Origin of the sequence: Glycomyces sp. NPDC048151 (genome assembly GCF_043202775.1) — a bacterium.
GTDB lineage: Bacteria > Actinomycetota > Actinomycetes > Mycobacteriales > Micromonosporaceae > Glycomyces.
This window is the reverse complement of the sequence record NZ_JBIDBB010000007.1, coordinates 359365-381548: the sequence shown is the minus strand read 5'-3', so window position 1 is coordinate 381548 and position 22184 is coordinate 359365. Positions and strand designations below refer to the sequence as shown.

General features: G+C 71.6%; 21 protein-coding genes and 1 tRNA gene. 9 read left to right on the top strand and 13 right to left on the bottom strand.

Annotated elements, in window-relative coordinates:
- Nucleotides 1-107 precede the first annotated feature (107 nt).
- Both ACGGCP_RS19250 and ACGGCP_RS19245 read left to right on the top strand, forming a co-directional pair.
- Nucleotides 108-1007 (top strand): alpha/beta fold hydrolase, encoded by a 900-nt coding sequence (locus ACGGCP_RS19250; RefSeq protein WP_392967924.1) that lies wholly within the window; start codon nucleotides 108-110, stop codon nucleotides 1005-1007.
- 75 nt (nucleotides 1008-1082) lie between these two features.
- A complete protein-coding gene (locus ACGGCP_RS19245) occupies nucleotides 1083-1829 on the top strand; it encodes a helix-turn-helix domain-containing protein (protein ID WP_392967922.1) in 747 nt (248 codons plus the stop codon).
- A 59-nt stretch (nucleotides 1830-1888) separates the two neighbouring features.
- Here the strand turns inward: ACGGCP_RS19245 and ACGGCP_RS19240 are convergent, their stop codons facing one another.
- Nucleotides 1889-2800, bottom strand: coding sequence for a hypothetical protein (locus tag ACGGCP_RS19240; protein ID WP_392967920.1), 912 nt, complete (start codon nucleotides 2798-2800; stop codon nucleotides 1889-1891).
- Nucleotides 2801-2969: 169 nt separating this feature from the next.
- Between ACGGCP_RS19240 and ACGGCP_RS19235 the strand changes: the two genes are divergently transcribed.
- Together ACGGCP_RS19235 and ACGGCP_RS19230 are read left to right on the top strand one after the other, a co-directional pair.
- Nucleotides 2970-3347, top strand: a complete 378-nt coding sequence (locus ACGGCP_RS19235; RefSeq protein ID WP_392967918.1) for a DoxX family protein — start codon at nucleotides 2970-2972, stop codon at nucleotides 3345-3347.
- Between the two features lie 71 nt (nucleotides 3348-3418).
- Nucleotides 3419-4366: an NmrA/HSCARG family protein gene (locus tag ACGGCP_RS19230; protein ID WP_392967916.1), complete on the top strand. Its 948-nt coding sequence runs from the start codon at nucleotides 3419-3421 to the stop codon at nucleotides 4364-4366.
- Between the two features lie 47 nt (nucleotides 4367-4413).
- Here the strand turns inward: ACGGCP_RS19230 and ACGGCP_RS19225 are convergent, their stop codons facing one another.
- The gene (locus tag ACGGCP_RS19225; RefSeq protein ID WP_392967914.1) at nucleotides 4414-5517 is read right to left on the bottom strand and encodes an alpha/beta hydrolase; all 1104 of its coding nucleotides are present in this window, start codon (nucleotides 5515-5517) and stop codon (nucleotides 4414-4416) included.
- Nucleotides 5514-5885: a DUF6069 family protein gene (locus ACGGCP_RS19220; RefSeq protein ID WP_392967912.1), complete on the bottom strand. Its 372-nt coding sequence runs from the start codon at nucleotides 5883-5885 to the stop codon at nucleotides 5514-5516. The genes ACGGCP_RS19225 and ACGGCP_RS19220 overlap by 4 nt, the downstream gene beginning before the upstream one ends.
- 131 nt (nucleotides 5886-6016) lie before the next feature.
- Here ACGGCP_RS19220 and ACGGCP_RS19215 point away from each other — a divergent pair, with 131 nt between their 5' ends.
- Complete coding sequence (locus tag ACGGCP_RS19215; protein WP_392967910.1) at nucleotides 6017-7132, top strand: sensor histidine kinase; 1116 nt, start codon at nucleotides 6017-6019, stop codon at nucleotides 7130-7132.
- Nucleotides 7120-7773 (top strand): response regulator, encoded by a 654-nt coding sequence (locus tag ACGGCP_RS19210; RefSeq protein WP_392967908.1) that lies wholly within the window; start codon nucleotides 7120-7122, stop codon nucleotides 7771-7773. Before ACGGCP_RS19215 ends, ACGGCP_RS19210 begins: the two co-directional genes overlap by 13 nt.
- Before the next feature lie 47 nt (nucleotides 7774-7820).
- Here ACGGCP_RS19210 and ACGGCP_RS19205 read toward each other — a convergent pair.
- The 4 genes from ACGGCP_RS19205 to ACGGCP_RS19190 all read right to left on the bottom strand — a co-directional run bounded on the left by ACGGCP_RS19205 (nucleotide 7821) and on the right by ACGGCP_RS19190 (nucleotide 12854).
- Nucleotides 7821-7893 (bottom strand) — tRNA-Ala (locus ACGGCP_RS19205).
- Between the two features lie 76 nt (nucleotides 7894-7969).
- Nucleotides 7970-9535: a dolichyl-phosphate-mannose--protein mannosyltransferase gene (locus ACGGCP_RS19200; RefSeq protein WP_392967906.1), complete on the bottom strand. Its 1566-nt coding sequence runs from the start codon at nucleotides 9533-9535 to the stop codon at nucleotides 7970-7972.
- A 221-nt stretch (nucleotides 9536-9756) separates the two neighbouring features.
- Nucleotides 9757-11898 carry a transglycosylase domain-containing protein gene (locus ACGGCP_RS19195; RefSeq protein ID WP_392967905.1) on the bottom strand — a complete coding sequence of 714 codons (2142 nt, stop codon included), beginning with the start codon at nucleotides 11896-11898 and terminating at the stop codon, nucleotides 9757-9759.
- A 236-nt stretch (nucleotides 11899-12134) separates the two neighbouring features.
- Entirely contained in the window at nucleotides 12135-12854 is a 720-nt protein-coding gene (locus tag ACGGCP_RS19190; RefSeq protein WP_392967903.1) for a hypothetical protein, read from the bottom strand.
- Nucleotides 12855-12970: 116 nt separating this feature from the next.
- Between ACGGCP_RS19190 and metG the strand changes: the two genes are divergently transcribed.
- Complete coding sequence (gene metG / locus ACGGCP_RS19185) at nucleotides 12971-14761, top strand: methionine--tRNA ligase (protein WP_392967901.1); 1791 nt, start codon at nucleotides 12971-12973, stop codon at nucleotides 14759-14761.
- Nucleotides 14762-14807: 46 nt separating this feature from the next.
- Here metG and ACGGCP_RS19180 read toward each other — a convergent pair whose 3' ends face one another.
- On the bottom strand, nucleotides 14808-15929 hold the full coding sequence (locus ACGGCP_RS19180) for a hypothetical protein (RefSeq protein WP_392967900.1): 1122 nt from the start codon (nucleotides 15927-15929) through the stop codon (nucleotides 14808-14810).
- A 240-nt stretch (nucleotides 15930-16169) separates the two neighbouring features.
- Here ACGGCP_RS19180 and ACGGCP_RS19175 point away from each other — a divergent pair, with 240 nt between their 5' ends.
- Nucleotides 16170-17027 (top strand): TatD family hydrolase, encoded by an 858-nt coding sequence (locus ACGGCP_RS19175; RefSeq protein WP_392967898.1) that lies wholly within the window; start codon nucleotides 16170-16172, stop codon nucleotides 17025-17027.
- Here ACGGCP_RS19175 and ACGGCP_RS19170 read toward each other — a convergent pair whose 3' ends face one another.
- Entirely contained in the window at nucleotides 17028-18689 is a 1662-nt protein-coding gene (locus tag ACGGCP_RS19170) for a copper resistance CopC/CopD family protein (protein ID WP_392967896.1), read from the bottom strand.
- A gap of 69 nt (nucleotides 18690-18758) precedes the next feature.
- Here ACGGCP_RS19170 and ACGGCP_RS19165 point away from each other — a divergent pair, with 69 nt between their 5' ends.
- Nucleotides 18759-19493: a DsbA family protein gene (locus tag ACGGCP_RS19165; RefSeq protein ID WP_392967894.1), complete on the top strand. Its 735-nt coding sequence runs from the start codon at nucleotides 18759-18761 to the stop codon at nucleotides 19491-19493.
- Between the two features lie 124 nt (nucleotides 19494-19617).
- Here ACGGCP_RS19165 and ACGGCP_RS19160 read toward each other — a convergent pair whose 3' ends face one another.
- The 4 genes from ACGGCP_RS19160 to ACGGCP_RS19145 are packed head-to-tail and all read right to left on the bottom strand — an operon-like array spanning nucleotide 19618 to nucleotide 22152.
- Nucleotides 19618-20370: an energy-coupling factor ABC transporter ATP-binding protein gene (locus ACGGCP_RS19160; protein WP_392967892.1), complete on the bottom strand. Its 753-nt coding sequence runs from the start codon at nucleotides 20368-20370 to the stop codon at nucleotides 19618-19620.
- Nucleotides 20367-21128, bottom strand: coding sequence for a cobalt ECF transporter T component CbiQ (gene cbiQ / locus ACGGCP_RS19155; RefSeq protein WP_392967890.1), 762 nt, complete (start codon nucleotides 21126-21128; stop codon nucleotides 20367-20369). Before cbiQ ends, ACGGCP_RS19160 begins: the two co-directional genes overlap by 4 nt.
- Nucleotides 21125-21460, bottom strand: coding sequence for a PDGLE domain-containing protein (locus ACGGCP_RS19150; RefSeq protein WP_392967889.1), 336 nt, complete (start codon nucleotides 21458-21460; stop codon nucleotides 21125-21127). Before ACGGCP_RS19150 ends, cbiQ begins: the two co-directional genes overlap by 4 nt.
- Nucleotides 21457-22152, bottom strand: coding sequence for an energy-coupling factor ABC transporter permease (locus ACGGCP_RS19145; protein WP_392967887.1), 696 nt, complete (start codon nucleotides 22150-22152; stop codon nucleotides 21457-21459). Before ACGGCP_RS19145 ends, ACGGCP_RS19150 begins: the two co-directional genes overlap by 4 nt.
- Between the last annotated feature and the right edge of the window lie 32 nt (nucleotides 22153-22184).

Genomic DNA, 22184 nt, shown 5'->3' with positions numbered 1-22184 from the left:
GTGGAAGCGACACGCAAAATACCAGAAATTCGCATTTCGGATACTAGGGTGATCTCCCGTACCTGCGGCGGCCTCCGAGCCGCCGCGCATCTCGGACGGGAGCCTCCATGCCGCGCAACGCCGCCACCCCCCAGGAATACAAGCACCGCCTCGCGGGCTACACGTACTGGTCGCGGCGCACGTACTCGGACTCGCCGCGGATGGCGCCGGTCGTGCTCGTCGGCGGTGCGCTGCACCGGAAAGAGGACTGGGGCCGCGTCGAGCAGGGCCTGCTCGACCACGCCGACGTCATCTGCCCGGACCTGCCCGGCTGGGGCCGCGCCGACCTGCTCCCGCCTTACCTCGGGCCGGACATCCCCGCCGAGGCGCTGGTGCGGCTTCTCGACGATCTGCGCATCGAACGGGTGAACCTGTTCGCGGGCTCGTACGGCTCCTCGGTGGGCTACCGGCTCGCGCAGACCCACCCCGAGCGGATCGGCCGCATGGTCCTGGCCGGGACGATGGGCGGCATCCCGTTCGCGTCGCGGCCGATGATGCGCGCCGCCGTGGCCCTCGCGGAACGGGGCCCGCGCGAGCGGTTCGGCCCGGCCGCGGTGGACGCGCTCATGAGCCCGCACCCGGACATCGCGTCGAAAGCGGTGGTGCGCCGCATCCTCGCGATGCGTTTCGGCGCGGCCGACGACGCCGACCTGGCGAAGTTCATCGCCAACACGAACCGGCTGCTCTCGCGCGACCTGATGGACACGTCGGTCCCGCCCGCCGTGCCGACCCTGTTCACGACCGGCGAGCACGACACGCTCACGCCGCCGGAGCTGTGCCGCGAGCTCGCGTTCACGTGCCCGGAGAGCTGGTACGTCGAGCTCGCCCGCGCCGACCACCTCATCCACCTCGAGCGCCCGGCGCAGCTGGTGGACCTGATGACGCGCTTCTTCGCCTGCGAGCCTTTGGAAGACCTGGCTTACGCGACCTGCGTGGAGGACCTGCGCCGGGTGCCCGCCGCCGTCTGATCGGCCGCGGCTCGGGCTCTCGCCTGGCCACGCCGCGCGCTGCCGGGTGTCGGACCCCGGCGCTACCGTGGAACGGTGGCAGCGCAGTACGAGGAGCGCGCAGCGCAGGGGCCGCTGGGGCCGTGGTCGCCTTGCGTGTGGGTGCGCCGCGTATCCGGCGCGGGCGTCGCGCGGATCGTCCCGGACGCATGCACCGATCTCCTCTGGAGGCGCGGCGCGCTCGAAGTCGCCGGGCCGGACACCGCGCACCGCGACGTGCCGGTCGCACCCGGCGAAGTGATCGTCGGCGTCCGTCTGCGGCCCGGCGCGGCCCGCCCGCTGCTCGGCGAGACCCCGGCGACCGATGTGGCCGACGCGCAGCCGGACCTGCGCGAACTGTGGGGCGAAGCGGCCCTTCGTCTCTCGGACTCCCTCCTTGGACGTGAGCCGTGGCAGGTCGCCGGGACGCTCGCCGACGCGCTCGGCAAGCGGTTGGGCGCCTTCGGACCCGACCGGGTCGCGATCAGGGTCGCGGACGCGCTGGACCGTCCAAGGCCTCCGGCGATCAGCAGGCTCGCTTGGGAACTCGGCTACTCCGAACGGCACCTGCGCCGCCGCGTCCAGGCCGCGACCGGGTACGGCCCGAAGACCCTGGAGCAGATCCTGCGCTTCCGCAGGACGCTCGAAGCCGCTGCACCCGTCGCGAACCCGCCTGGATTCCGGCCGCTGCCGGACTGGAGCCGGATCGCGGCCGAGCAGGGCTACGCCGACCAGGCGCACCTGAGCCGCCAGGTGCGGCGCTGGTCGGGCAGGGCCCCGAGCACGCTCGTTCAGGCGGCCTGAGCCCAGGGCACCGGCACGGAAGCCAGCCCAGGCGTGCGACGCCGACCGGGCACGCTCGCTCAGGCGGCCTGGTCCCAGGCCCGGAGGGTCCGCAGCGCCGAGAGCGTGAATCCGGGCCGGGCCTGCTGCTCGATCGCCGGGTTCCAGCGACGGTAGTAGATCGGCCAGCCGCCGTCCTCGCGCTGCTCGCCCGCGAGGCGATCGAGGGAGACGGCCAGCTCCTCCTCCGAGAACCACTGGGCCGCAAGGCTCTCGGGCGAGGACGCGAACTCGCACGGGTGCGTGTACTCCTCCTCGGCGTAGCCGGGCGGCGTCGGGATGCCCTCGGGGTTGGCCGGGTCGAGCAGGACGAGGCCGCCGTCGCGCACGAGCGCGCCGATCCGCTTCGCCTCGGCCTCGGCCCAGGCCCGGTCGGGCGCGTGGTTGAGGAAGCGGACGACGCTGAAGACCTCGTACGGGTGCGTGGCCTCCAGTTCGCCGATCCGGTCGCGGCAGAACGCGGTCGCGCCGGTCACCCACGGATGCTCGATGCCGTGCTTGAGCAGCAGACCGGCACTGCGCGCGGTCGTGAGCAGCCCGCCCCGGTCCTGCGGAGGCGCTTCGACCCACGGCGGGCGCGGGTAGTCGCTGATGCTCGGCAGCAGGTCGGGCACGCCGCCGTCGGGCGCGGTGTGCCGGAGCAGCCAGTCGCAGACCGGCCCGGCGGTGTCCTGGGCGAGCGTGTCGGTCTCGTCGAGCACTTCGAGGGCCGCCATCGCGGCGAGCGGCTGCGGCATCGGTCCCTTCACGTCGGGTTCGAGCGCGTACCCGTACCCGCCGTCGGCCGTGCGGTGCGCGGCGAGCGCGGTGAGGATCGCGACGCGGTCGCCGGCGCCGAGGAGGTGCTCCATTCGGCGCTGGTCGAGTGCGGTCCCGGTCAGCCAGATGAACTCGGCCGCCCGGTCGGTCATGGTCTCGGTGATGCGTCTCATGCCTCCACGCTAGGCCCGGCGGGGCCTCGGGGTCTTGAACAGAACGGACGCGCGCCGCGCCCAAATACTTGACACATCATTTATCTAGCGCTAGTGTAGATGATGCGTCATGAATCTCCGCGTCGAGATAGATGACGGATCAACTAGTCGCTCTCGAAAGTGAAAGACCATGAACCTCGTCCTCTGGGTCCTGGCAGGCCTGCTCGCCGCGTTCTTCCTGTTCGCAGGCTTCACGAAGCTCGCCCAGTCCAAGGAGAAGCTCCTCGGATCGCCGAACATGGCCTGGGCCGCCGACTTCCCGCCCGGCCTCATCAAGCTCATCGGCGCCCTCGAAGTGCTCGCCGCGGTCGGCCTCGTCCTGCCCGCGGTCCTCGGCACGGCAGTGGTCCTCGTGCCGCTCGCCGCGACCGGGCTCGCCCTGCTCATGATCGGCGCCGCCGTCGTGCACGGCCGCCGCAAGGAGGGCCAGGCGGTCCTCACCAACATCGTGCTGCTCGCGTTCGCCGCCGTCGTCGCCTGGGGCCGCTTCGGCCCGCACGCCTTCTAGCCGCGACCGAGGACGAGACCAGCCCAAGACCCGCCGGGCGAGAGCCCGCGGCATCGCAGAAAGGCACCATCATGACCGAGCAGCAGACCATCGCAGTCGTCGGCGCGACCGGGCAGCAGGGCGGCGGGCTCGCCCGCGCGATCCTCGCCGAGCCGGAGTCCGGGTTCACCGTGCGCGCCGTCACCCGCAACGCCGACTCCGAGAAGGCCCGCGAACTCGCGGCCCTCGGCGCCGAAGTCGTGGAGGCCGACCTCGACGACGAAGCGAGCCTCGCCAAGGCCTTCGAGGGCGCGTACGGCGCGTTCCTCGTCACCAACTTCTGGGAGCACCTCTCCCCCGACCGCGAGTACGCCCAGGCGGGCAACCTCGCCCGGGCCGCCGCCTCGGCGGGCGTCGAGCACGCCATCTGGTCCACGCTGGAGGACACGCGCGACGCCGTCCCGCTCGAGGACGACCGCATGCCGACCCTCATGGGCCGCTTCAAGGTCCCGCACTTCGACGTCAAGGCCGAGGCGAACGCGCTGTTCACCGAGGCCGGGGTGCCGACCACGTTCCTGCAGACGACGTTCTACTGGGACGGCCTCGCCCAGGGCTTCGGCCCCAAGCGGCAGGAGGACGGCAGCGTCGTCCTCGCCCTCGCCATGGCCGACGCGAAGCTCGCCGGGATCGCCGCCGAGGACATCGGCCGCACCGCCTTCGGGATCTTCAAGCGCGGCAAGGAACTCGCAGGGCAGACCGTGAGCATCGCGGGCGAACACCTCACCGGGGCCGAGTACGCCGCCGCGTTCACCGAGGTCCTCGGCGAGACCGTGCACTACTACCCGGTCCCGTTCGACGGCCTCCGCGCGGCGGGCTTCCCTGCCGCCGAGGAGGTCGGCAACATGTTCCAGTACTACGCCGAGTTCGACGACGAGTTCACCGGCCGCCGCGACCTCGCCGCCGTCCGCGAGCTCAACCCGGACCTGAAGACCTTCAAGGCCTGGCTGGCCGAGCACAAGGACGCCTTCGCCGGGATCTGACCCGAGCGCGAGAGGGACCGCCCCGCGGGGACGGTCCCTCTGCTCGTTCAGCGCTCGACCGCTGTGGCGACGGCCCTGGTCGCGAACGCCTCGACCGCGTTCACGACGGCTTCGAAGCGGGGCGAGTGGAACAGGTCGAAGCCGTGGTTGCCGCCCGGCAGCTCCGCGTAGACCACGGGCTGGTCCGAGACCGCCCGCAGCCCTGCGGCGAAGCGGCGCGCGCCCTCGGGACGGACGACGGTGTCGTTGCCGCCGTGGACGATCAGGAACGGCGGGGCTCCGGGGTGGGCCTTGGCGAGCGGGTCGCTGTCGGGATCGCCGTCGAAGTAGGGGCCCCAGTAGCCGCCCAGGCCGACCACGCCCGACACCGACGTGTCGACGTCCTCGAACCCCTGCTGGAACCTCGGATTGCCTGGCATGAGCGCCGCCAGCGCCGACATGTTCGCGCCCGCCGAGGAGCCGGAGAGGATGATCCGGTCGGGGTCGGCCCCGAACGCGGCGCCGTGCTCGCGGACCCAGGCGATGACGCGCTTGGCGTCGGTGACGTGGTCCTCGAACCCGGCGGAGGGGCGCAGCCGGTAGTTGGCGCTGATGGTGATCCAGCCCTGCTCGGCGAGGCGGTGGAGGAGCGGGCGGGACTGCGAGCTCTTGTGCCCGGTCGTGTAGTAGCCGCCGTGGAAGTGGATGAGGACGGGCGCGTTCACCGGGGCGGAGCGGTGCCGGTAGAGGTCGAGGCGGTGGCGCTTCCCGGCCGGGCCGTAGGCGATGTTCGCGGTCTTCTCGACCGACCTCGGCCGGAACGCGAAGGGGCGCAGCATGAGCCTCCACAGCGGCGGGCGGGGGCCGATGCGGACCTCGCCCATCGCCTCCTGCATGACCTGCTGCGTCCGCAGGCCGCGCCACAGGGTCAGCGACACGAAGTACGCGCCGAACACGGCCGCGACGACCGCGGCGGGCGAGGCGAGGCTGCCGTCCGCGACGGCGAGGGCGGTGCTGGCGGCGAATCCGGCCGCGGCGAGGAACGGCAGCTCGATGACGGTGATGCTGGCGAAGAAGACGACGTTGCCGAGCGCGAACGGCATGCGCGGCATGGGCAGCGCCGGTATCGCGATGACGAGCGCGCCGACGAGGTAGCCCCAGGGGAGGCTCATCGCCGCACCAGCCCCGCGATGAGGACGGCGCCGGTGACGACGTGCATGCCCATGAGGACGAGCATCGCGGCGGTGGTCTCGGCGGCGAGCGGGCCGGTGAGCGAGAGCGCGAGCACCGCCGACGCGACGACAGTCCAAATAAGACCGGATCGGGCGGTGAACCGCTCGAGGAGCGCCAGGAGCCCCCAGGCGGCGAAGCCCGTGGCGAGACTGGCGAAGGCGATGAGGACCGGTCCTACGGTGAGGGGCGTGCCTCCCTGGTCGACGACGAGGTCGACGTTCCCGATCGGGGAGGCCGCGACCCAGAGGACGAGATCGGCGGCGGCGGCGGTGAGGACGGCGGCCAGGCGCCGGGTTCGCTTGTTCATGCGGCCCAGTCTCGTTGGCGGCGAGGGGCTCCCGCATCGGTCCGGAAGCCCTTCGCTCCCCTGCCGCCGCAGGGGGCGCCTCCTACTTTCGGAGGTGACGGCCCCGGCCCGCTCGCGGCTAGCATGTGCCCGTGACCGTGCGCCGAAAACCCCGTCCCGTCGAAGTGGCCTCGCTCGTCGGCGGCGTCGCCGTGCTGACGGCGCTGTCGATGTGGTCGCGGACCGACCTGGGGCCCTTGGACTTCGCGGTCGCCGCGCTCTGTGTGGCGGCGGCGTTCGTGCAGGTGTGGCGGCCCGTGTCCGGCGCCCTCGCCGCCACGGTGCTGGCCGTCCTCTCGCCGGTCGCGACGCCGGCGGCAACGGTCGGCGCGCTCCAGTCCGCCTGGCGCGGACGCTTCCACACCGCGGTCGCCGTCGCGGTCGCGGGGATCGCGGCGCACCTCCTTCAGTGGGTGCGGCACCCGAACCCGGCGCTCGGTTTCGGCTGGTGGGCGCTGCTGGTCACCGTCGCGTACGGCGCGCTGCTCGGCTGGGGCGCGCTCGCCCGCAGCCACCGCGAACTCGTCTGGTCCCTGCGCGAACGCGCCGACCGGGCCGAGGCCGAGCAGGGCCGCCGGGTGGCCGAGGCCCGCGCGGCCGAGCGCCGCGCGCTGGCCCGGGACATGCACGACGTGCTCGCGAACCGGCTCTCGCTGGTCGCGACTTACGCTGGCGCGCTGGAGTTCCGGCCCGACGCGCCGCCGGAGAAGACCGCTGCCGCCGCCGGGGTGATCCGGGAGGGCGTGCACCAGGCCCTCGAGGAGCTGCGGCAGGTGATCGGCCTCCTCCGCCTGGACGACGAGGCCGCCGCGGGCGGGCCCGTGACCGCCGCCGACTTCGCGAAGCTGATCGAGGAGTCGAGGGCGGCAGGCCAGACCGTCGAGGTCCACGGCGCTTTCGAACTCGAACTCCTCCCTCCGACGATCGGCCGCACCGCGTTCCGGGTCCTCCAAGAAGGTCTGACGAACGCCAGGAAGCACGCGGCGGGCGAAGCCGTCGCGGTGGGCATGAGCGGCGGTCCCGGCACCGACCTGGTCATCGAGACGTCGAACCCCGCTGCGGCCCAGGCGAACACCCCTACCGTTCCGGGCAGCGGCCTGGGCCTGGTCGGACTCACCGAGAGGGTCCGCCTCGCGGGCGGGGTGCTCGACCACGGGAGCCGCGACGGACGCTTCGAGTTGCGGGCCCGGCTACCATGGCCGACGTGATCCGATTGCTCCTGGTCGACGACGACGCGCTGGTGCGGGCCGGGCTGTCGATGATGCTCGACGGGACCGGGGGCATCGCCGTCGTCGGCGAAGCGGGCGACGGCCGCGAGGCGGTCACCGCCGTCGACGCCCACTCGCCCGACGTCGTCCTCATGGACCTCCAGATGCCGCACGTGGACGGCATCACCGCGACCCGGCGGCTCCGCGCCCGCCCCGGCGCGCCCGCCGTCATCGTCCTCACGACCTTCGACACGGACGAGAACATCGTCCACGCCCTCCGCGCGGGCGCCGCGGGCTTCCTCCTCAAGGACACCCCGCCCGCCCTGATCGCCGACGCCGTCACGCGCGTCGCCACGGGCGACCCCGTGCTCTCCCCCGGGGTCATGCGCCGTCTCATGGACCGCACCGTCACCCAGACCGGCGCCTACGACCGCGCCCGCACGGCCCTCGCCGCCCTCACCCCGCGCGAGCACGACGTGGCGCTCGCCGTCGCCGAAGGCCGCTCCAACGCCGAGATCGCCACGGCGCTCCTCATGAGCGTCACCACGGTCAAGTCGCACGTCTCGAGCATCCTCACCAAGCTCGGCCTCGACAACCGCACCCAGATAGCGCTCCTCGCCCACGACGCCGACCTCGTCTGAGGACACGAAAAAAGCCGCAGGTTCGAAACCTGCGGCCTTTCGAGCTGTGGAGCTTAGGGGATTCGAACCCCTGACCTTTTCATTGCGAACGAAACGCGCTACCAACTGCGCCAAAGCCCCTTGCGGCGACAAGATTAGCACAGCGCCGAGCGGGCGCCGCGAGGGTGCCGTGTGGGCCCGGTCTCGTTGGCGGTGATCAGATCCAGGAGTCGAGCCACATGCGGGCATGCCATTCGTCGCGCGGGATGGCCTCGCCGGTGTAGATCGGCCAGAAGTAGGCGAAGCACAGGACGACGACGGCCACGAACGCCCCGGCGATGAGCGCGCCGGTTAGGCGCCGCTCCGGCGAGCCGAGGGACGGCAGCCGCAGTTCGCGGCGCCGCTGCTCGGTGCGGCCGATGATGAGGCCGAGGCACCACGTGACCGCGCCGATGAAGAACGGGACGGCCGGGGCGGCGTAGAAGAAGAACATCGTCCGTTCGGGGTAGAAGAACCACGGGACGATGCCGGTGCCAAGCCCGGCGAGGAGGAACCAGGCGCGCCAGTCGCGCTTGTGCAGGGCCCACACCAGGAGCGCCAGGGTGGCAGGCACGAAGGTCCACCACAGCAGCGGCGTGCCGAGCAGGAGGATCTCGCCCGCGCAGTCGTTGGTGCCGCAGTCGACGTCGGAGCTCCAGTAGAAGACGACGGGCCGCAGGTCGAACAGCCACTGCCACGGCCACGACTGGTAGGCGTGCTCGGAGGACAGGCCTTCGTGGAACTCCAGGACGCTGAAGTGGTACTCCATCCAGTTCCGGAGCGCGCCGAGGACGGGCGGTTCGGACTGGCCCTGGTCGGCGAGCCAGTGGCGGTACGAGCCGGTGTCGTTGAGGAACCAGCCGGTCCACGAGAGGGTGTACACGCCGATCGCGAGGAGCCCGAACCACAGGTTCTGCCCGAACTCGTAGATGAGGGTGTCGCGGAAGGGCTTGCGGGCGCCCACGTCGACGCGCAGCCGCCAGTCCCACACGATGTACAGGAGGATGACGACGACGATGTACCACAGGGCGCTCCACTTGGTGGCCATCGCCAACCCGAGGAGCACCGCGCACGCGATCCGCCACCACGGCACGCCCAGTCGCGGGCGGTGGCGGCGCGCGTCGAGGCCGTCTTCGATGGCGGCGAGCCAGCGGGTGCGGCGCCAGTCGCGGTCGCGCACGAGGCAGTACATCGCGCCGAGCAGGAGCGTCGCGATGAAGATGTCGAGCAGGGACGTGCGGGAGAGCACGAGGTGGCTGCCTTCGACGGCGAGCAGGAGGCCCGCGGTGCCGCCGAGGAGGGTCGAGCCGGTGAGGCGGCGCATGAGCCGGACGAGGATCGCGACGCCGATGATCCCGGCGAACGCGGCGGCGATGCGCCAGCCGACCTCGTCGTAGCCGAACGCCCATTCGCCTGCGCCGATGAGCCACTTGCCGAACGGCGGGTGCGCGACGTACGCGGACCCGTTCGAGCCCGGGTCCCACTCGACGCCGTACGTGAGCATCGAGTGCGCGTCCTGCGCGTAGTAGACCTCGTCGAAGATGAGGCCCTTCGGGTGGTTCAGGCCGATCAGGCGCAGCGCGGCGGCGATCCCGGTGACCACGAGGGTGACCAGGAGGGCGCGGCTGCGGTCGTCCGGGAGGGTGCTCGCGAGGCGGGCCCGGACGGCGGGGAGGGGGCCGGGGAGCGGGGTCGGCCGCCAATCGGCGGGCGGCTGCTCGGGCCGGACTGCGGTGGCGCTCACCGGGGTGAGTCTAGGGCCTGAGCGCCGCTTCAGGGAAGCCGCGGTCAGGCCCTAGGGGGTGTTCGGGAGTTCCCGGCGAGTCGGTATCCGAGTCCGTTTGTTCGCTCGCAAGGCGGAAGGCCCTCCGAATACCGGTGTTGTATTCGGAGGGCCGACAACGCAGCGAGCGGGCAAACGGGCCGGATAGCGGCCGTCGGGAGCTCCCGAACACCCCCTAGTGCTCAGTGCACGAGTTCGGTGGGCGGGGTGAAGTCGCCTTCGCCGTTCATGTCCCACTGGGCGGCGAGGATCTCGGCGACCGCGTTCGCGGGCTTGCCGAGGTTGCCCTTGCCGACGACGTTCTGCGGGCTGTCGGGGTCGGCGATGAACGCCGCCGCGGCCGCGTTCGGGGTGAAGCCCACGAACCAGTTGGTGGAGTTGGAGTCGGTGGTGCCGGTCTTGCCCGCGACCGGGCCGTCCACCGCGTTGCCGACCTGCGGGGCCGTGCCCCACGTGCACTGCCCCGCGGCAGCGCCGTATTCGGTCGGGCAGCGCGCCGCGTCCACGGCGGCTCGGGCGACCTCGACGCTGATGGCCTGGTCGCACGCGGACGTGAACGGGATCGTCTCGCCGGTCAGCGTGGTCGCGCTCGCGGCCGGGATCGGCGGGCAGTACACGCCGTCCGCCGGGAGCGTCGCGTACGCGGCGGCCATGTCGAGCGGGGTGGACTGCGTGACGCCGAGGACGAACGGCCCGAACGTCTCCGGGCTGTTCTGCACGAAGTTCAGGTCCTCCTGGGCGCGGAACTTGATGCCGAGCCGCTCGGCCATCGCGATGGCCTTCTCGACGCCGATCCGCTCGGCCAGCTGCACGAAGTACGTGTTCACCGACTCGCCGAACCCGGTCCACATGTTGTAGTTGCCGACCTCGGAGGCGGAGGCGTTCTTCGGGCACCAGTAGTTCCCGCACGAGGCCGCGCCGTCGCCGACGACGTACTTCGACGTGTACTGGTACGGCGAGTAGATCGTGGTGTCCAGCGGCAGGCCCTCTTCGAGCGCCGCGAGCATCGTGAACATCTTGAACGACGAGCCCGCCTGGTACCCGGCGACCGCCGAGTTGCCGCTCAGCAGCGGGTTCGTGGTGTTCGGGTACGAGCCCTTGTACTCGGAGTTGGAGGTGTTCGGGCCGTTGTCGGAGGTGTCGTTGGAGTAGTTGCGGTTCACGGCCATCACCTGGATGCCGCCGGTCCCCGGCTCGACCACGACCGAGCCGAGCGCGTACTCCGAGCCGGTCTCCTTCTGCTTCTCGACCGCCTCCTGCGCCGCGTCCTGCAGCTCCACGTCGAGGGTCGAGACGATCTCGTAGCCGCCCCGGTAGAGGCGGGCCTTGCGGACCTCCTCGGAGTCGCCGAAGTCCTCCTGCTGGTTCCACCACTGCTCGAAGTAGTCGACGAAGAACCCGTAGTCGGAGTCGATCGCGCCGCCGGAGGTGTTGTTCGCCTCCTGCGGGTTGAGGTTCAGGCCCTCGGCGCGCGCGGTCTCGCCGTCGGCGGCCGCGAGGAACCCGACGTCGACCATCCGGTTGATCACGTGGTCGCGGCGGACCTGCGCGGCCTCGGACGAGCCGTTGATCGGATCGTAGTTCGACGGCGACTGGATGAGCCCGACGAGCATCGCCGACTCGGCGACGGTGAGGTCGGCGGGGACCTTCCCGTAGTAGACCTGCGCGGCCGCGCCGATCCCGTACGCGCCGTTGCCGAAGTACACGGTGTTCAGGTAGTTGGTGAGGATCTCCTGCTTGGTCATCTCCTCTTCGAGCGCCAGCGCGTACCCCATTTCCTGGACCTTGCGGTCGATGGTGATCTCGCTGGCGGCGGCGACCTCGTCGGGCGTGGTCGCGGTGTAGGAGAGGACCTGCCGCACGTACTGCATGGTGATCGTCGAGGCGCCCTCGGAGGTGCCGCCGTCGGCGATGTTGGTGACGAGCGCGCGCATGACGCCTTCGGGGTCGACGCCGTTGTGCTCGAAGAAGTTCGAGTCCTCGGTGGCGACGAGCGCGTTGATGACCGATTCGGGGATCTGGTCGTACTCGAGCTGGACGCGGTACTGGTCGCCGAAGGTGGCGATGACGGTCTTGCCGTCGGAGGCGTACAGGGTCGAGGACTCGGGCGCGGGCGGGAGGACGAGCTCGTCGGGGAGTTCGAGGACGGTCTCCGAGCCGACCTTGGCGAGTCCGCCGAAGGCGCTCGTCAGGGGCAGGAAGGCCAGGCCGACGACGAGACCGAAGGCGATCGCCACCGGCACGAGCGCGAACATGGCGCGTCGCTGCACGGCGGTGATGGGTCCGAACCAGGTCTGCGCCACCGGTTTCGAAGATGCACTCACGCTGTCTCCCGAAGAGCCCCGAAGCCGGGGTAGGTCACGGTCAGTTCAATTGGGCGCGGCGTAGCGCCGAGTCAGGCGGAGTTCCGGGGGCTGCTTCACTCTACGACGCCGCGCCGATCGCGTTGAGGGGCCTTCCGGCCCGGGTGGGCGTCATTACAGCGCCTCCCGGGGTTCGCGCGCCGCCCGCCCACAGGGTGCCCGGGCTGGTATCGGGGGCGACGGACGCGGGGTGCGTCTCACCAGGCGAAGGCGAGGGCGGCGGCGAGGACGGCCCCGGCGAAGGCCCAGCAGAGGCCGATCGCGCCGGAGCGTCCTTCGTAGAGCCTCGTGGCGCCGGAGACGGCGACGAGCGCGAACACGGCGGCCATGAACAGGACGAGCGAGGGGGCCCAGCGGAGCAGGAGTCCGGCGTTGCCGCCGACGTAGGCGCTGTGGGCGTCGGGCCCGGTGGTGCGGGCGGGGAGCTCGGCGCCGACGTCGGCGACGGCGACCTCGCCGGTGAGGTGGAGGTCCTTGGCCCAGTCGTCGCCGTGGAAGCGGCCGGTGCAGGAGGGCGCGAAGCCGTCCTGGCAGGAGGTGACCTGGACGGTGCCGTACTCGTAGTGGCCCACGGAGATCCAGAGGGCGGGGGCGGCGGTCCAGGCGAAGAACATGAGCAGGCACGCGCAGACGAGGATGCCCAGGAGGGCGGGCGCGAAGGCCTTGGGTTCGCGGCGGCGCTGGGGGCGGCCGGGTCTGGCGTACTTCTTCTCGGACTCCCCGGCGCGTTCCCAGACGGCCCGGATGGCGGCCATGCCGTCGGCCTGGGAGCCGAGGGGGCCGCGCTGGGAGACCGGCCGCGGGGCGGGTTCGGCGGACGGGTCCCATGCGTGTTCGACGGTGCCGTAGGCGGCGGGCAGCTCGGGAACGGGCGGGTTCGCTTCCGGGGTCTCGGGGGACGCGGGAGTTCCAGACATAAAGGCTATTGCATCACCGAATCCGCGAACGGGGGCGCAATCGGGCAGGGATCGCCGTGTCGAGCAAGGAGCGGACGGAAGCCGGTCCTGATATCCGGACCGATAACATGGGGCCCATGACTCATGTATTGACCGCGCTGGCCTGGCCTTACGCCAACGGCCCTCGCCACATCGGCCATGTAGCAGGATTCGGGGTCCCCGCCGACGTCTTCGCCCGCTACATGCGCATGCGCGGTCACGACGTGCTCATGGTCTCGGGGACCGACGAGCACGGCACGCCGATCCTGGTGCAGGCCGACTCGGAGGGGCTGAAGGCCGCCGAGGCCGCCGCGAAGTACAACCGGATCATCGTGGAGGACCTGGACGCGCTGGGCCTCTCGTACGACCTGTTCACGCGCACGACGACCGGGAACCACTACAAGACCGTGCAGGAGCTGTTCACCACGCTCCACCGCAACGGGTACATCCTGCAGCAGAAGACGCTCGGGGCGATCAGCCCGTCGACGGGCCGGACGCTGCCGGACCGGTACATCGAGGGCACGTGCCCGCACTGCGGGTTCGACTCGGCGCGCGGCGACCAGTGCGACAACTGCGGCCGACAGCTCGACCCGACCGACCTGATCGACCCGAAGTCGCGGATCAACGGCGAGACGCCGAAGTTCGTGGAGGAGGACCACTTCTTCCTCGACCTGCCCGCGTTCGCCGACGCGCTGCACGCGTGGCTGGACACGCGCACGGGCTGGCGCACGAACGTCCTGCGGTTCACGAAGAACCTGCTCGACGAGATGCACCCGCGCCCGATCTCGCGCGACCTCGACTGGGGCGTGCCGATCCCGCTCGAGGGCTGGATCGAGCGGCCGGACAAGCGCCTGTACGTGTGGTTCGACGCGGTGATCGGCTACCTGAGCGCCACGATCGAGTGGGCGCGCCGCTCGGGCGACCCGGACGCGTGGAAGCAGTGGTGGCAGGACCCGGAGGCGGTGTCCTACTACTTCATGGGCAAGGACAACATCGTCTTCCACTCCGAGATCTGGCCCGCGATGCTGCTGGGCGCCAACGGCGAGGGGTCGAAGGGCGGCGAGCCGGGCGCGCTCGGGAAGCTGAACCTGCCGACCGAGGTCGTCTCCTCGGAGTTCCTGACGATGGAGGGCAAGCAGTTCTCGTCGTCGCGTCGCGTGGTGATCTACGTGCGGGACTTCCTGGAGCGGTACTCCCCCGACGCGCTGCGGTACTACATCTGCGCGGCGGGCCCGGAGAACCAGGACTCGGACTTCACATGGGCGGAGTTCCTGCGCCGCAACAACGACGAGCTGGTGGCGGGCTGGGGCAACCTGGTGAACCGCTCGATCGCGATGGCCGCGAAGAACTTCGGGGCCGTGCCGGAGCCGGGCGAGCTCGAGGAGGTCGACCGGGAGCTGCTGGCGGCGACGAAGGCGGCGTTCGACACCGTCGGGGACCTGATCGGGCAGAACAAGGTCCGGGCCGGGATCGGCGAGGCCATGAAGGCCGTCGCGGCGGCGAACAAGTACCTCGCGGACACTGCGCCGTGGAAGATGAAGGAGGACCCGAAGCGCCAGGGCACAGTCCTCTACACGGTGCTGCAGGCGGTCTCGGACCTGAAGACGGTGATGAGCCCGTTCCTGCCGCACTCGTCGCAGAAGGTGCACGAGCTGCTCGGCGGCGAGGGCGTGTTCTCGCCGATGCCGTACATCGAGGAGGTCGCCGACCTCGACGAGGGCGGCGCGACCGACGGGCCGTACCCGATCCTCACCGGCGACTACTCGAACGTCCCGAAGTGGGAGTCGGTGCCGCTGGTGCCGGGCACGGCGCTGGAGAAGCCGGTGCCGGTGTTCACGAAGCTCGAACCGTCCATCGTGGACGAAGAGATCGAGCGCCTGAACGCTTAGGAGACGAACGGAAGGGCCCGGCGGCTGCCGGGCCCTTTTCCGTGCGTCAGATCGCGGGGGCGACGTCGCCGCGCTCGACCCACTTCTCGTAGACGCCGCGGCGCACGGCCTCGGCCCCGGTGCGCGACAGCACGTCCGGGCTCGGCCGGGAGAGGCGGAAGCGCGCCCAGTCGTCGTCGGCGTCCACGAGGGAGCCGGGGACGCCCTTCCACACCACGTGGTTCGCCTCGCGCAGGACGCGGCGCACCTGGTGGACACGGCCCTGCTCGACGCCCGGGATGTCCACGCGCCGTTCGAGGGTCAGCGGGGACCACTGCTGGCCCGAGTACACGAACAGGTCGAGCTCGGCGCCCTGCTCGGTGTAGGCGAGGATCCGCGAGCCCTCCGGCAGCGGCAGGTCGGTGAGGTCGGCGGTGACGTGCTCGGGCAGGAGGTGCGCGGTCGAGATCGCGAACCCGGTGCCGAGCACCGGCATGCCGCGCCGGTCGGACGACGGCATCGCCGTCAGGCCTTCGTACTCGGGCGCGACGGGCGCCTGGTAGTCCCACTGGTCCGCGGCGGGCCAGCGCAGCGCGAACACCCACGGCTCGCTCGGCTCGGTCTCGCCGCCGAGGACGGAGCGGGCGGAGGGGGTGCGCAGGTGCGCGATGTCCCAGCGGCGGTAGCAGAACCCGCCGGGGACAGCGGCGGTCTCCATGAGGCGCGCGATCTGCGCGGCGGTCACGGGCCGCTCCATGATCTCGCCGGGGGCGACGGCGGCGGAGCGGCGGACGCGGTCGAGGAGGACGCGCGCGGCCGGGTCGAGGTGCGGGGTCTGGGTCAGGCGGCGCACGTACTCCAGGTCGAGGCCGGGCGCGAGCGGCACGGTGAGGGACCGGTCGTCGGCGACGGCGACGGGGACGCCGTCGCGCAGGACCTCGCCGGCGTGGGCGTAGTGGCGGTAGGGGTAGTCGCTGCCGGGGCGGGGGTTGGGGAGGAAGTCCGGGCGCGGGAGGGCGGAGAAGAGCTCCCAGGCGGCGCCGTCGGCGTAGGGGAGGCCCGGGTACTTCTCGCCGCGCCATTCGACGGTGACGAGCGTTTCGGGTTGCGTCGGTTCGGCCGGGACGGCGGGGCGGCGTTGCTGGAGCGCTGCGGCGCGGTTGCGGCGGGACGCGAGGTCGCGGGTCATGTGCGTCTCGATTCGTCTTGCGCGGATGCGACGGCGTGGTGCGACAACAGTGTCGTTGGGAAGTGCTGTCGCCGGACGGTAGTGGGTTGTCCACAGCCGGTTGTTCGACTGCACGCCAACGTAAGCGCGCCGTGTCAGACGCGGATGTCCGGAAAATGAAGAAGATGTTACGGCGACGGCATTTCGTACGGGACGTTTCCGGTAACAAGGTTTGCCGGGGAGTCGTGGCATCGTAGTAGCGTGTACCGATCCGAACCCGCGCCGCTGCCCGAGCCGCTCCCGCATCCCGTCGCCGACAGCCACACCCACCTCGACCTCGTCGACGTCTTCGGCCATGAGGTCGAGCCGCCGACGCCCGAGCCGGGCGACCCGGCCGTGCGGGCCCGCCTCGACGAGGCCGAGGCCGCCGGGGTCGCGCGGGTCGTGCAGGTCGGCACCGACGTCGCGTCGTCCCGCTGGGCCGCGGCACTCGCCGCCGCGGACGCGCGCGTGCTCGCCGCCGCCGCGCTGCACCCGAACGACGCGCCGCGACAGAGCGACCTCGACGCCGCGCTGGCCGAGATCGACGCGGTCGCCGCGATGCCCCGTGTTGCGGCCCTTGGCGAGACGGGCCTGGACTACTTCCGCACCGACGAGACCGGGCGGGCCGCGCAGCAGCGCTCGTTCCGCGCGCACATCGAGATCGCGAAGCAGCGGGACAAGACGCTCGTGATCCACGACCGGGACGCCCACGAGGACGTCCTGTCGATCCTCGACGCCGACGGCGCGCCTGATCGTGTTGTCCTGCACTGCTTCTCGGGCGACTTCGCGTTCGCGAAGGAGTGCGCGCGACGCGGGTTCTTCATGAGCTTCGCGGGGAACACGACGTTCAAGAACGCGCAGAACCTGCGCGACGCCGTCACCGTGGCCCCGCCGGAGCTGGTGCTCGTGGAGACCGACGCGCCGTTCATGGCCCCGATCCCCGTGCGCGGGCACCGGAACCACCCGGCGCTGACGAACTACACGGTCCGCTTCCTCGCCGAGTACCTCGGCCGCGACCTCGAGGCGTGGTGCGAGCGCCTGTGGGCGAACACCGAGGCCGCGTTCGGCTCCTGGTAGCTACGAGACGTCGACGGCCGCTTCGGCGGTCGCCGAGTTCCCTTCGGCGTCGGTCAAAGTGAAGGTGAAGACGTAGCGGCCCTCGTCGGGCAGGCTCACCTCGCCCGCGAGGATGCCGGTGCGCAGCTCGATGAGGCGCATCTCCTCTGCCGCTTCGCCTTCGAGCCCGTATGTCGCGGTCCACTCGGTGACGGGGAACGGCGCGCCCTCGAGGTCGTCGGCGAGGATGCGCACGCTGTTGGGGCCGGGGCGGCCCGGCTCCAGGACGAGCTGCGCGGAGTACACGTCGGTGGTGACGAGCGTGGCCGTCTCGGTCGACTGGGACTCGGCGGTGTCGGTCTCCAGCAGCGCGGTCTTGGCGGGCACGGCCTGCACGAGCACCGCCACGGCCGCCATGACGACGGCGAGGAACAGCGTCTCGACCCCGGCGGCGACCCGCAGCCGCCGTCTGCCTTCGGCGCCGCGCAGCAGCGCGCGACGCGTGAACAGTCCGGCGAGGACGATGACCACGAACAGCCCGGCCTTGAGCATCACGAGGCGGCCGTACTTCGTGTCGGTGAGCGCCTCGACCGAGTCGATGTGGAGCAGGGACGAGGCGAGCCCGGCGACGAGCACGTTCGCGACCAGCCACGGCACCAGGGCGATCCAGGTCTCGGCGGTCTTCTCAGGCAGCTCGGTGTCCTTGCGGAACGCGAGGATGAGGAGCGCGATCACGCCGCCCGCCCACGCCATCGAGGCGGCCAGGTGCACCATGTCGGCGACGAACGCGACGACCACGGGCTCGGTCGCCATCGGGTGGCCCGCGAGCGGCCACGTCGCGGCGAGCGCGAGCCCGACCCCGGCGAGGCCGGTGATCAGCAGCGGCTTCGGTTCCTCCGGGCTCGTCACCACGGTGCGCATGAGCGGCAGCGCGAGCAGCACGAGCAGGAGCCGCAGGAGCCCGGCGAGGCCGATGTTCGACTCCATGACCGACTGGAGCCCGGCCGCGTCGAGGCTGGTGACGTTCGTGCCGGTCTCGTAGGCGGCCTGGAGCGGCAGCCCGAGCACGGCGGTCATGGCGACGACCGCGAGCCCGGTGGCGGTCATCTTCGCGGTGACCTCGCGCGGGCGCGCCCCGAGCGCGAGCAGTGTCCCGGCGCCGAGTGCCAGCGCGAGTCCGGCGTACCCGAACCAGCGGTTGCCGTACAGGAGCGCCTGCACGAACGGGTCGGTCCCGGCGGTGAGCGCCTCGGCGCTGGGCGCTTCGGTCTCGGCGCCGACGGAGTAGGTGAAGGTGCCGGAGACGGGGTGGCCGTCGTGGGAGACGACCCGGTAGCCGACGAGGTAGGTGCCCTCCTGGTCGGCGTCCACCGCGATGTAGAGGACGGTCTCGTCGTCGTTCTGCGTCACGCCGGTGTCGGCTCGGTCACCATCGGGAGCCACCACGCCGGTGGCCGCGTCTACGGGGGTGACTGGTTCGTTGAACTCGACGACGACTTCGCTCGGAGGCGCGTCCAGGAGCGCCCCTGAGGCGGGTTCGGTCTTGGTGGCCGTGGCGTGCGCCCAGGCCCCCGAGGCCCAGAGGGCGCCGAAGAGCACCCCGGCGAAGGCCGCTGCGAGCGACGACCAGGCGAAGCGGGTCGCTGTTGCGGCGGGGCGATAGTCGTTCGATCGGGATCGCATCGCCGCTGAGCGTACTCGAATCCGCTTCGTGAATCGAGTGTTGGACCGGAGAAAGGCTGAGCGAGGCACATGGGGAAGTCGAACCGGAACACCGACCGCCGTCAGGCCGCCGAGGCGCTGCGCAAGCAGCAGGCCGCCGAGGCGCAGCGCCGGAAGATCGTGTTCGGGGTGGCGATCGGCGCCGCCGTACTGCTCATCGGAGGGCTCCTCACGGCGGGCATCTTGATGAACAGCCAGCCCGAGTTCGAGGACAACGAGCCGTCGGCGCGGACCACGGACACCTACGCGGTGCAGGTCGGCGACGGCCCGGTCGAGGTCGACCTGTTCATCGACTACATGTGCCCGGCGTGCAACCAGTTCGAGCAGGCGTACGCGGCGCAGATCCAGGGGTGGATCGACGACGGCTCGGTGACGGTGAACTACCACCCGCTCACGATCCTCGACCGGCTCAGCAACGACACCGAGTACTCCAGCCGCGCGGCGAACGCGGCGGTGTGCGCGGCCGACGTCGGCGAGCAGCAGTTCCTCGACTACACGCTGGCGCTGTTCGAGAACCAGCCCGCCGAGAACACCAGCGGCCTCAATGACGACGAGCTGGTCAAGATCGGCACTGACATGGGCCTCGACTCCGACTGGCAGTCCTGTGTGGAGGACGACACGTACCGAAGCTGGGTCGCCGACGGCAACGCGAACGCGACCTCGGAGCAGGGCATCACCGCGACGCCGACCGCGAAGGTCAACGGCGAGACGGTCGAGAACGCGACGTTCGCCGAGGACGTGCAGGCCGCGATCGACGCGGGCTGAGCCAAGCGAGTGCAAGGGGCGCGGCCACTCGCGTGGCCGCGCCCCTTCGGCGTCGGCGGTGAAGTGTGCCCGGGGAAGGCCGTCCCGCGGTCCCGAACGGGGGCAAGGGACCGCGGGACGGGGTCTATCCCCGCATCGCCGCCAGCGCCGTCTCCAGGGAGAAGCCGAAGGGAAGTTCGAGCCGGTGCCGTTGCAGCAGTTCGGTATCGGCGAGGATCTCGGCGGTAGGGCCGTCGGCGGCGACGCGGCCCGCGTCGAGGATCACGGCCCGCTCGCACAGCTGGAGGGCGTACGGCAGGTCGTGCGTGACCAGGAGCAGGGTCGGCGCGGTCGCGTGCAGGATCTTCGCGAGGTCGCGGCGGGCGGCCGGGTCGAGGTTCGCGCTCGGCTCGTCGCACACCACGATGTCCGGGCGCATCGCGAGCACGCCCGCGAGGGCGGCGCGGCGCTGCTGCCCGACCGAGAGGTGGTGCGGCGGCCGGTCGGCGAGGTCGGCGAGCCCCACGTCCCGCAGGGCGGCTTCGACGCGCGCGGCGAGTTCGGGCCCGCGCAGGCCGAGGTTCGCCGGGCCGAACCCGACGTCGTCGGCGACGGTGGGCATGAACAGCTGGTCGTCGGGACTCTGGAAGACGATACCGACGCGGCGGCGGATCTCGGCGAGGGTCTTCTTCTCCACTCTCGCCTCCCCCACCGTCACTGCCCCGGCGGTGGCGGTGAGGAGCCCGGCGAGGTGGAGCATGAGCGTGGTCTTCCCGGCGCCGTTGGGGCCGAGGATCGCGACGCGTTCCCCTTCGCGCACTTCGAGGTCGACGCCGTCGAGGGCGCGGTGGCCGTCCGGGTAGACGTGTTCGAGGCCTTCGATCTTCAACGCGCTCATGCGAACACCGCCGTCCAGGCTGCGATGCCCGCGGCCAGCGCGGGGGCGGCGAGCGCGGCGGACCACTGGAGGGCGCTGGCGGGCGCGGGGCCGACGTCGAGAGGGAGCCGCCCGGTGTAGCCGCGGGCGGCCATGGCCTGCCAGACGCGTTCGCCGCGTTCGAAGGAGCGGATGAAGACGACGCCGAGGCTGCGGGCGAGCGCGCCGGCCTGCCACAGGAAGCGCGGGTCGTCGCAGCGGGCGAGGCGGGCCAGGCGCATCTGCGTCACTTCGGCGACGGTGAGGTGGGCGTAGCGGATCGCGAACGCGGTGATCTGGAGGAGGATCTCGGGGCAGCGCAGCCGCGAGAGCCCGGCGAGGACCCCGGCGACGGGCGTGGTGGCCGAGAGCAGCAGCGCGGCCCACACGCCGAGGGTCGCCTTCGCGAGGAGGTTCCATCCGGCCCACAGTCCCGTCTCGGAGACGGTGAGGAATCCGAGGTGGACGGCGGGTCCTTCGACCATGAACGGGAACGCGAGCGCCAGCACCAGGAACGGCGACTCGACGAGGCTGCGGGAGAGCACCCACGCGAGCGGGACGCGGGCGAGCGCGAACAGCCCCGCGAGGAGCAGCGCGTAGGTCCCGAAGGCCCACACGGCTTCCCGCGGGGTGGCCGCGACGGCGCAGGTGAAGGCGACGAGCGCGACGATCTTCACCTGGGGCCGCAGCCGGTGGACCGGCGAGTCCCCCGGCCGGTAGAGCCCGTCGACCGGGCTCACGCTTCGCGCTTCCTGCCGCGGGCGAGGAGCCAGAAGAACCCGGTGGCGAGCACCAGGGTGAGGACGACGCCGAGGATCCCGGCGAGCGAGGCGCCGAGGATCTCATTGTCGAGGAACGACATGCCGTAGTCGGCGAAGACGCCGCCGATCTCGTGGTCGCCCGCGGCCTGGAGGACGCAGGCGCCGCCGGTGATCTCGCCGTCGGCGGTCTCGCAGCCGGTGAGGAGCACCGATTCGAGGCCGTCCGGTGAGGCGGAGGCGAACAGGGACACGAACCCGGCGAGGATCAGCGTGACGATGACGCTGGCGATCCAGAAGCGCTTGGTCTTCACACCGACTCCTTCGCGGTCTGGGCGAGGCGGGTGCCGCGCAGGGCGTAGACGAGGTCGGGGCGGGCGACCGCCACCGCGGTGACGGCTCCGGCGGTGATGACGCCTTCGCCGATGCCGATGAGGACGTGGGTGCCGAGGATCGCGGCGGCCATCGCGCCGAAGGACTGGCCGACCTCCTCACCGCCGAGCCAGAACTGGAGGACGAACCCGGCGGAGGCGGCGACGACGCTGACGACGGCGGCCGCGAAGACCGCGACGCCCAGGCCCAGGCGGGTGCGCGGGAGGACCTTGAGCGCCAGGGCGATCACGCCGTAGCCGGTGAACGCGGCGATGACGGCCATGTTGACGACGTTGAGCCCCAGGGCGGTGACGGCGCCGTCGGCGAACAGGAGCGCCTGGATGGTGATGACGACGGTGACGCAGAGCGCGCCGAGCCAGGGGCCGAGGAGCGCGGCGGCGAGGGCGCCGCCGAGGAGGTGCCCCGAGACGCCCGCGGCGACGGGGAAGTTGAGCATCTGCGCGGCGAAGATGAAGGCCGTCGCGAGCCCGGCGAGCGGCACGAGCCGTTCGTCGAGGTGCCTGCGGGCCATGAGGATGCAGACGCCGACTGCGATGGCGGCGACAAGGGCGAAGGCGAGGGAGGTCGGTCCGTCTACGACGTCGACCGGGATGTGCAGCGCCAGGTCTGACACGGGCAGGTGCCGCCTTTCGACTGGTTGTGGGG

Bases quoted from the DNA above. Each gene is read 5' to 3' on its own strand.
- ACGGCP_RS19250 (WP_392967924.1), top strand. From the start codon at position 108: ATGCCGCGCAACGCCGCCACCCCCCAGGAATACAAGCACCGCCTCGCG.
- ACGGCP_RS19240 (WP_392967920.1), bottom strand. From the start codon at position 2,800: ATGAGACGCATCACCGAGACCATGACCGACCGGGCGGCCGAGTTCATC.
- ACGGCP_RS19235 (WP_392967918.1), top strand. From the start codon at position 2,970: ATGAACCTCGTCCTCTGGGTCCTGGCAGGCCTGCTCGCCGCGTTCTTC.
- ACGGCP_RS19230 (WP_392967916.1), top strand. From the start codon at position 3,419: ATGACCGAGCAGCAGACCATCGCAGTCGTCGGCGCGACCGGGCAGCAG.
- ACGGCP_RS19225 (WP_392967914.1), bottom strand. From the start codon at position 5,517: ATGAGCCTCCCCTGGGGCTACCTCGTCGGCGCGCTCGTCATCGCGATA.
- ACGGCP_RS19220 (WP_392967912.1), bottom strand. From the start codon at position 5,885: ATGAACAAGCGAACCCGGCGCCTGGCCGCCGTCCTCACCGCCGCCGCC.
- ACGGCP_RS19210 (WP_392967908.1), top strand. From the start codon at position 7,120: ATGGCCGACGTGATCCGATTGCTCCTGGTCGACGACGACGCGCTGGTG.
- ACGGCP_RS19190 (WP_392967903.1), bottom strand. From the start codon at position 12,854: ATGTCTGGAACTCCCGCGTCCCCCGAGACCCCGGAAGCGAACCCGCCC.
- metG (WP_392967901.1), top strand. From the start codon at position 12,971: ATGACTCATGTATTGACCGCGCTGGCCTGGCCTTACGCCAACGGCCCT.
- ACGGCP_RS19180 (WP_392967900.1), bottom strand. From the start codon at position 15,929: ATGACCCGCGACCTCGCGTCCCGCCGCAACCGCGCCGCAGCGCTCCAG.
- ACGGCP_RS19170 (WP_392967896.1), bottom strand. From the start codon at position 18,689: ATGCGATCCCGATCGAACGACTATCGCCCCGCCGCAACAGCGACCCGC.
- ACGGCP_RS19165 (WP_392967894.1), top strand. From the start codon at position 18,759: ATGGGGAAGTCGAACCGGAACACCGACCGCCGTCAGGCCGCCGAGGCG.
- ACGGCP_RS19160 (WP_392967892.1), bottom strand. From the start codon at position 20,370: ATGAGCGCGTTGAAGATCGAAGGCCTCGAACACGTCTACCCGGACGGC.